The 1,012-nt window shown below is 49.5% G+C and carries 1 rRNA gene; it reads left to right on the forward strand.

Features of this window, described 5'->3' with window-relative positions:
- Positions 1 to 59: 59 nt before the first annotated feature.
- A 23S ribosomal RNA gene (locus tag I2H39_RS28760) occupies positions 60 to 1,012 on the forward strand; the annotation flags it as partial.

A 1,012-nucleotide genomic window follows, 5' to 3' on the forward strand; every position in this document is an offset into this window, starting at 1 on the left:
GATCTTTGAAAACTAGATATCTTCAAACAGAAGAAAAAAATAAAGAATTATTTTTTATAGGTTAAGTGAATAAGGGCGCACGGAGGATGCCTTGGCACTAGGAGTCGAAGAAGGACGCGACAAACGGCGAAACGCCTCGGGGAGCTGTAAGTGAGCTTTGATCCGGGGATATCCGAATGGGGAAACCCGCTAGTGGTTATACGCTAGCACCATATGGTGAATACATAGCCATATAGGAGACAGACCCAGGGAACTGAAACATCTAAGTACCTGGAGGAAAAGAAAGAAAAATCGATTCCCGTAGTAGCGGCGAGCGAAGTGGGAAGAGCCCAAACCGGCACTAGCCGGGGTTGTAGGACCTTCATAATTGACAAATCATGATAGCCGAGTGGTCTGGGAAGGCCAACCGGAGAGGGTGAGAGTCCCGTAGGTGAAATTGTGAAATGCATGGAAGGAATCCTGAGTACGGCGGGACACGTGGAATCCCGTCGGAATCAACGAGGACCATCTCGTAAGGCTAAATACTACCTAGTGACCGATAGTGAACCAGTACCGTGAGGGAAAGGTGAAAAGAACCCCGGAAGGGGAGTGAAAGAGAACCTGAAACCGTGTGCCTACAAATAGTCAGAGCCCGTTAATGGGTGATGGCGTGCCTTTTGTAGAATGAACCGGCGAGTTACGATATCGTGCGAGGTTAAGCAGAAGATGCGGAGCCGTAGCGAAAGCGAGTCTGAATAGGGCGAAGAGTACGATGTTGTAGACCCGAAACCGTGTGAGCTAGCCATGAGCAGGCTGAAGGTCAGGTAACACTGACTGGAGGGCCGAACCAGGGCACGTTGAAAAGTGCTTGGATGACTTGTGGCTAGGGGTGAAATTCCAAACGAACTTGGAGATAGCTGGTTCTCTCCGAAATAGCTTTAGGGCTAGCCTCGGAATTGAGAATGATGGAGGTAGAGCACTGTTTGGACTAGGGGCCCATCTCGGGTTACCGAATTCAGATAAACTCCGAATG

This window comes from Clostridium sp. 1001283B150225_161107_B6 (genome assembly GCF_015556325.1).
Classification (GTDB): domain Bacteria; phylum Bacillota; class Clostridia; order Lachnospirales; family Lachnospiraceae; genus Enterocloster.